Annotated in this window: 6 protein-coding genes and 1 pseudogene; 4 read left to right on the top strand and 3 right to left on the bottom strand. The window is 58.8% G+C overall.

The features are described from left to right. Positions 1 to 1,576 (top strand): DUF2339 domain-containing protein (locus tag AAC035_RS16920; protein WP_339806219.1); only part of this gene is annotated, 1,576 nt, incomplete at its 5' end. Between the two features lie 40 nt (positions 1,577 to 1,616). Here AAC035_RS16920 and AAC035_RS16915 read toward each other — a convergent pair. Then, a complete protein-coding gene (locus tag AAC035_RS16915) occupies positions 1,617 to 2,564 on the bottom strand; it encodes an AEC family transporter (RefSeq protein WP_339806217.1) in 948 nt (315 codons plus the stop codon). Between the two features lie 204 nt (positions 2,565 to 2,768). Between AAC035_RS16915 and AAC035_RS16910 the strand changes: the two genes are divergently transcribed. After that, a complete protein-coding gene (locus AAC035_RS16910; RefSeq protein ID WP_339806215.1) occupies positions 2,769 to 3,692 on the top strand; it encodes an ROK family protein in 924 nt (307 codons plus the stop codon). A 28-nt stretch (positions 3,693 to 3,720) separates the two neighbouring features. On the opposite strand, the gene AAC035_RS16905 is transcribed toward AAC035_RS16910, so the two are convergent. Continuing rightward, on the bottom strand, positions 3,721 to 4,005 hold the full coding sequence (locus AAC035_RS16905; RefSeq protein ID WP_339806213.1) for an acylphosphatase: 285 nt from the start codon (positions 4,003 to 4,005) through the stop codon (positions 3,721 to 3,723). 225 nt (positions 4,006 to 4,230) lie between these two features. Here AAC035_RS16905 and AAC035_RS16900 point away from each other — a divergent pair, with 225 nt between their 5' ends. Next, the gene (locus AAC035_RS16900; protein ID WP_339806211.1) at positions 4,231 to 5,037 is read left to right on the top strand and encodes a fructosamine kinase family protein; all 807 of its coding nucleotides are present in this window, start codon (positions 4,231 to 4,233) and stop codon (positions 5,035 to 5,037) included. 28 nt (positions 5,038 to 5,065) lie between these two features. Here the strand turns inward: AAC035_RS16900 and AAC035_RS16895 are convergent, their stop codons facing one another. After that, on the bottom strand, positions 5,066 to 5,959 hold the full coding sequence (locus AAC035_RS16895; RefSeq protein ID WP_339806210.1) for a LysR family transcriptional regulator: 894 nt from the start codon (positions 5,957 to 5,959) through the stop codon (positions 5,066 to 5,068). 114 nt (positions 5,960 to 6,073) lie between these two features. Between AAC035_RS16895 and AAC035_RS16890 the strand changes: the two are divergent. Then, positions 6,074 to 6,742 (top strand): annotated as a pseudogene (locus AAC035_RS16890) (5-methyltetrahydropteroyltriglutamate--homocysteine S-methyltransferase); the annotation flags it as partial.

The following is a 6,742-nucleotide window of genomic DNA, read 5'->3' as shown; positions in this document are numbered from 1 at the left end:
CTATTTCACCGAGGGTAATCTCATTGTCCGGGTTGGCATCCTGATACTGTTGTTTGGCGTCGCCTTTCTGATCAAGTACGCAGCCGAGCGGACCCACATTCCCGACGGCCTGAAACTTCTGGCCATTGCCGCCGCCGGTGGAACGTTGATGGCAGTGGGCTGGTTGCTGAGGCATGGCAAGGAAACCTACGGCCTGGCCTTGCAGGGCGGTGGCCTGGGGGTGGTCTATCTGGCGGTTTACAGCGGGGTTCACCTTTACCAGGTGCTGTCTCCGGTGACCGGACTGGGATTACTGGTCTTGCTGGTGGCTGCCGGGTGCCTCATCAGTGTGTCCCAGAATGCCCTGGTGCTGGCGGGACTGTCGCTGGCCGGTGGTTTTCTGGCTCCGATACTGACCTCAACCGGGGAGGGCAGTCACATCGTGTTGTTCTCCTACTATCTACTGCTCAATGCCGGTATTGCGGTGCTGGCCTGGTACAAGACCTGGCGGCCGCTGAATCTGCTGGGGTTCGGGTTTACCTTTGTGGTCAGCGCACTCTGGGGCGCCTCCGGGTACCATTCCGGGTATTACCTGAGCACCCAGTTGTTCCTGGTTGCGTTCTTTCTGCTTTACGTTGCCATCAGCCTGTTGTTCGCCTTGCGCCAGCCACCTCGCTTGCGGGGGATGGTCGATGGCCTGCTGGTGTTCGGGGTGCCGGTTGTTGCCCTGCTCATCCAGTCGGCGCTGATGGAAGACAAGGGCTGGAATCCGGGTTGGGCAACCGCCGGTTTCACCCTGTTCTACGGGTTTCTGGCGTTGCTGTTACACCGCAAAGGGCCGGCGGCACTGTCGACGCTGGTATCAGCGTTTACCCTGATTGCCGCTGTCGCCGGCGTGCTGACCATACCCTATGCCCTGGGCAGTTACTGGACGGCATCGCTCTGGTCGTTACTGGCGGCAGCATTGGTGTGGGCGGGTAAACGCAGCTATCACCGGGAAATGCTGACCGCCGCACTCCTGTTGCTGGCCGGTGCCGGGTTCCACATGCTCTACGCACTGGATACCGGCGTGCCGGCTGCAGGCCTGTTTCTGATCAATCCGGATGTTATGGGTTCACTGCTGCTGGCGGTTGCGACCCTGGTGTCTGCACGGATGATCCTGGACGCCCCTTACAGCCGGCTGGACTCCCATCGTCAACTGGCGCTGCTGATGCTGTTGTTCGGGCTGTTCTGGCTGAGCATCGTGCTGCTGCGCATTGTACTGGTGTACACCGGGATGAACTGGACCCTGGCTGGAATCGCGGGTTCCGTGGTGGCTCAGACATCACTGTCCATTGCCTGGACGGTCTTCGGCCTGGTAGCGGCGGTGTATGCCGCCAAGGGCGGGCACCGGGAAGTATGGCTGGTGGGCGCGGGGCTGATCGGTCTGGTGGTGGTCAAGCTGTTTCTGGTGGATCTGGCCGGCACCGGCACCCTGGCGAGGGTGGTCTCGTTCCTCACGGTTGGCGGCTTGTTACTGCTGGTGGGGTATGTTGCACCCATGCCCAAAGTTACCGCTCGTTCCCAGACAGGAGAAAGTGATCAGCTCTCAAGCTGAACCCGGACAGCATACCGGTATCCGGAGAGGCAATGGTCTTTCATATAACCGCCATGGACTGCAGCAAGAACACTCCGAGGGTAACGGTAACGCTCGCCAGTAGCGTGGTCAGGGCGATAATGTTGGCAGCCAGGCGATCATTGCCACCCAGGGCCTTGACCATCACAAAGCTGGCGGCGGCGGTGGGGCTGGCAAAGAACAGGAACATCAGCCCCAGCTCCCGCCCCTCGAAACCCACCAGCCAGGCAGCCAGCGTGCAGGCGGCCGGCAGAACCACCATTTTCAGCCAGCTGGCACTGATGGCGGGCTTGCTTTCCTTGCGAATGGCCCGCAGTGACACCGTCGCTCCGATACACAACAGTGCCAGGGGCAGGGTCAGGGAGGCAAAGTAGTCGCCGCTGGTCATTACCCAGCCGGGCAGGCGGACTTCCCAGAGGGCAAACGGAATGGCCGCGAACACCGAAATGATCAGTGGGTTCCTGGCAATGTCCCGCAGAATGTCCAGCCAGCTGAGTCGCTTGCCGGGCTGATAGGCCAGCAACACGACCACCGACAGTACGTTGTAGGACACTATCACCAGGCCGAGAAGAATGCCCCCGGCCGAGAGACCGTAATCGCCATACAGGCTGGCAGCCAGGGCCAGACCTACGATGCCGCAATTGCCCCGGAACGCTCCCTGAACGTAAACGCCCCGGTCAGCCCGTGGTATCCGCCACAGTGACCAGATCCAGGCCAGTGCAAAACTGGCCAGCGTCGCTGCCAGGTAGAACACCAGTAATGAGGGGTTCAGCGCAGAATCAAGATCTGCGCGGATGATGCTCAGGAACACCAGCGTTGGCAGCGTCGCCCGGAACACCAGGGCCGAAGCCGTGCTGACGAAGGCCGAATCGATCCAGCGCATTTTCCTCAGCCCCAGGCCGATAAAGACCATGGCGAACACCGGCAGGGTGGTCTCAAGGGTACGCAGAAAGGTTTCAACCAGGGTCATGGTCAGACATCAACCTGTCGGATCGGTAGGGGGCGAGGGCGTAAACTGTGCCTGATGATACCAGCGATAACCAGACGGGACACTAGTCACATCCTGTCACGACAGTATGGCAGGCACGGCCGGTCACGGTTCCGTGACTTGCGGTTGGGAAGGTTGCCGTGGATGATTGACCGCATTGCTGCAGAGACGGGCGGGGTAACCGGAATGACACAGCCATGGATGATTGGGGTTGACCTTGGTGGCACCAAAACCGAGGTCATCCTGCTGGACCACCACAGCGTGGAGCATTTTCGCGCGCGCCGGCCAACCCCCGCCGGCGACTACCGCGCCACCCTCGAAGTGATTGCCGGGCTGGTGGCTGAGGCTGAACAGGTGGCAGCATCTGACCGACTACCTGTGGGTGTGGGCATACCGGGCTCGGTCTCCGGACTGACCGGCAAGGTCAAAAACGGCAACTCCACCTGGCTCAATGGTCAGCCCATGGCCAGAGACCTGTCGGAATTACTTCAGCGCGACGTGGTACTGACCAACGACGCCAACTGCCTTGCGCTTTCCGAGGCAACCGATGGCGCCGGCAAGGGCTACGATGTGGTTCTGGCCATCATTCTTGGCACTGGTTGCGGCTCTGGGATCAGTGTGGGCGGCAAAGTGCTCACCGGCCCCAACGGCGTTGCCGGCGAGTGGGGCCATAATCCGTTGCCCTGGACACCACAGTCCGAGCTGGATCAACGCCCCTGCTTCTGTGGCAGAAGGGGTTGCAACGAGACCTTTGTATCCGGCACCGGACTGGCCTGGACCCACCGGCTGCTCTGGGAACAGTCAATGACGGCAAGAGCCATTGAAACCGCCGCTCTGGCGGGGGACCCGCAGGCCATCGGAACCCTGGAAGCCTATCTTGAGCACCTGAGCCGTGGCCTGGCTGCCGTGATCAACGTGGTTGACCCGGACGTGGTTGTGCTGGGTGGCGGTATGTCCAATCTCGATGCCATTTATGAACGGTTACCGGAGACACTGCCGCAGTACGTATTCGGGGGCGAATGCCATACCCCCATCGTTGCCGCCCGGCACGGTGATTCCAGTGGTGTCCGGGGCGCCGCCTGGCTCGGAGCGGGTAAGGGGCGAGCGTAAAGCCTCGCCGGGACAACGGTCGTGGAGCTCAGTGGTGCCGGCGTACACTGAAGACAACAAATTCCCCGGTTGCCTCCTGCACGTGCAGTTCTACGGATTGAACCCGGGCTCTGGGGGGCCCCTGGTGACACCATAGCTTCAGTTGATCAAGTTGTTCCTGGGCGCCCTCTGCAACCACTTCAACCCGGCCATCGGGCAGGTTACGAACGTATCCGGTCAGGCCCAGTCTGGTGGCTTCGGTTTCTGTTGAGGCCCGATACCAGACGCCCTGAACCTCTCCCGAAACGACCATGTGGTAACGTTTAAAGGCCATGGCACTGTCTCCGTGTCTCCGCTGAAAGGTAAACCATCTTTCACGTTACTGAGCGTTATGTGCAATTTAACGGTAATTTATCACAATCCTGATTAGGGTATCTTGGCATATGGCTGGAAAGCCGGACCAGGGTCACGGAGACCTTCGGGATTTTCCCGTAGCATTTTCCGACATCGGGTGCTGCATCGGTGGTAAGCCTGGTTGCGTTGTCGATAGGGAGGTTGTATGACGGAAGTTATCAGTTTGGGAAAGCCCGCAATGCATGTGAAGCAAAATGCATCTCCGTTCCGGGATGCTCTCTTCCGGGAGGCCGAGGGGCTGGCGTTACTGCGCGATGCCCTGACTGTTACCGGCGTTACCGCAGTGAGGGTTCCAGAGGTGTTTTCGGTGGGCGATGAGCAGATGGAAATGGCTGCCATCGTCCAGAAACGTCAAACCGACACACTGTTGTACAAACTGGGTGAGACGATTGGACTGATTCACCAGTTGCCGCAAACCTGCTATGGCTTTTCCAGGGACAACTACATCGGGCTGTCGCCGCAGCTGAATACAGAATCAGACAGCTGGGGTTCGTTCTTCGTAGAATACCGCCTGAAATATCAGGTGAGCCGTATCGGCCATCCACGTATCCGTGAACGGTTTGAGCAGACCCTGGCTCACTGTGGTGAGGACCTGGCGGGCTGGCTGGATGATCATTGCAGGCGCCCGAGCCTGCTTCACGGTGATCTGTGGTCAGGTAATGTCCTGTTTGATGACGATTACGCCTGGCTGATCGATCCGGCAGTCTACTTCGGCGACCGTGAAGCCGATATGGCCATGACCGAAATGTTCGGTGGTTTCGGCCCCAACTTTTACGAAGGTTACTACTCGGTGTGGCCACGCAGCCCGGTCTACGAGCAAAAACGGGAACTCTACAACCTCTATCACTACCTCAATCACTATAACCTGTTCGGCGGCTGGTACCTTGAAGTGTGCCAGCGCAGTTTTGCCAGAATTTCAGAGAAATTCGGCCAGGGTACGGATCGGCGTTAGGAGTCCCGCTCCAGGTACTTTGTAAGCTTCAGGCAGTTTCTCCGATTTTTAATGCAAGATTTTGAAAACCAACAGCATACTTGCTGGGTACTTCAGTACTTCGGGTGCCCAGGTGGATGTGCTTGGCGATGCCGCCAGTGCCCAGACGAACCGCGACGATTGGCAGCCTGGTGCTGTATTCATCGACCAGCCATTGCGGCAGGGTTGCAACTCCGCGGTTGGTAGCCACCATTTGCAGCATGATTTCTGTGGCTTCAATGGTTTTGTGCTTGCGGGGACTGCACTGGGCCGGAAGCAGGAACTGCTGGTATATATCGAGACGTTCAATGGCCACCGGGTAGGTATACAGAGTCTGGTCCAGAAGATGCCGGGGTTCGATGTAGGCCAGCTCTGCCAGCGGATTGTCCTGACTCACCACCAGTACCTGCTCATAAAGAAAGACCGGCTCAAACTGAATGCCCTTTTTGCAGATCGGATCGGGCGTGACCAGTATGTCGATGTCGTGATTGAACAGTGCAGCGACGCCCCCGAACTGGAACTCCTGCCTGACGTCCACCTCCACCCCGGGCCAGCGTGAAAGAAAGGGCTCTACCACCTTCAGCAGCCACTGATAGCAGGGGTGACATTCCATGCCGATGCGTAGTGTGCCTTTTTCCCCGCTGGCAAACTGCTCCAGAACCTCATCGATACGCTCAAGCTGGGGCAGCAGGCGAAAGGCCTCCTGACGCAGATACCTGCCCGCCTCCGTCAGTTCCAGACTGCGGCCTTCCTTGCGCCACAAGGACGTTCCGATTTGCCGTTCCAGTTTCTTGACGGTGTGGCTGAGCGCGGACTGGGTAAGGTTGAGCGCCTCCGCGGCAGCGGTCAGGGAGCCACGGCGCTGAATCTCCCGCAGGATACGCAGATGGGTGCGTTCAATCATCGTATTTACCGTCCAATCCATGAGTCAGATTCATTGGAGTGTGAAATATTACCATTATTCGTCATGGATCTTAACCTCTAAGCTGGTGCCTTCTGGTATAGAGGAGCAAACAACATGGCACTGGTTCATAATCTTGGATTCCCGCGCATCGGCGCTAAACGTCAACTGAAATTCGCACTGGAGGCCTACTGGAAAGGCGAGTCGTCCGCCGAGGTGTTACTGACGACCGCCCGGGATATCCGCTCCGGCAACTGGCAACTGCAACGATCCCTCGATCTGCTGCCGGTGGGTGATTTCTCGCTGTACGATCAGGTTCTGGACATGAGCTTCACCCTGGGACATATCCCCGGGCGCGTCGAAAAAACCGATGGCAGCAACCTGGACAGATACTTCCGCGTGGCCCGAGGCCGCTCCAATGGCGACAGTGCCTGCAGTGGCGTACATGCCGGTGAGATGACCAAGTGGTTTGATACCAATTATCACTACATCGTGCCTGAGGTTACCGCTGATACCGAGTTCTCACTCAATCCTGAACGCCTGCTCGGGCAACTGGCGGAGGCCCGGGAACAGGGTGTGAAGGCCAAGCCGGTCATCATCGGACCGGTAACCTATCTCTGGCTCTGCAAAGAGAAAGACCCGTCCAATCGGCTGGATCTGCTCAACCGGCTGTTACCGGTTTACAGCCAGTTACTGGAACAGCTGGCGGACGCCGGCGCGGAATGGGTTCAGATCGACGAGCCGGTGCTGGTCACTGAACTTTCAAGTGACTGGAAGCAGGCTTTT

The sequence above is a fragment of the uncultured Marinobacter sp. genome (genome assembly GCF_963974375.1).
Taxonomy (GTDB): Bacteria; Pseudomonadota; Gammaproteobacteria; order Pseudomonadales; family Oleiphilaceae; genus Marinobacter.
The sequence above is the reverse complement of the archived record's forward strand: the minus strand, read 5'-3'. Positions and strand labels throughout refer to the sequence as shown.

What these genes read in the sequence shown, in the direction of transcription:
- AAC035_RS16895 (WP_339806210.1), bottom strand. Translation starts at nt 5,959, where the DNA reads ATGATTGAACGCACCCATCTGCGTATCCTGCGGGAGATTCAGCGCCGT.
- AAC035_RS16910 (WP_339806215.1), top strand. Translation starts at nt 2,769, where the DNA reads ATGACACAGCCATGGATGATTGGGGTTGACCTTGGTGGCACCAAAACC.
- AAC035_RS16905 (WP_339806213.1), bottom strand. Translation starts at nt 4,005, where the DNA reads ATGGCCTTTAAACGTTACCACATGGTCGTTTCGGGAGAGGTTCAGGGC.
- AAC035_RS16915 (WP_339806217.1), bottom strand. Translation starts at nt 2,564, where the DNA reads ATGACCCTGGTTGAAACCTTTCTGCGTACCCTTGAGACCACCCTGCCG.
- AAC035_RS16900 (WP_339806211.1), top strand. Translation starts at nt 4,231, where the DNA reads ATGACGGAAGTTATCAGTTTGGGAAAGCCCGCAATGCATGTGAAGCAA.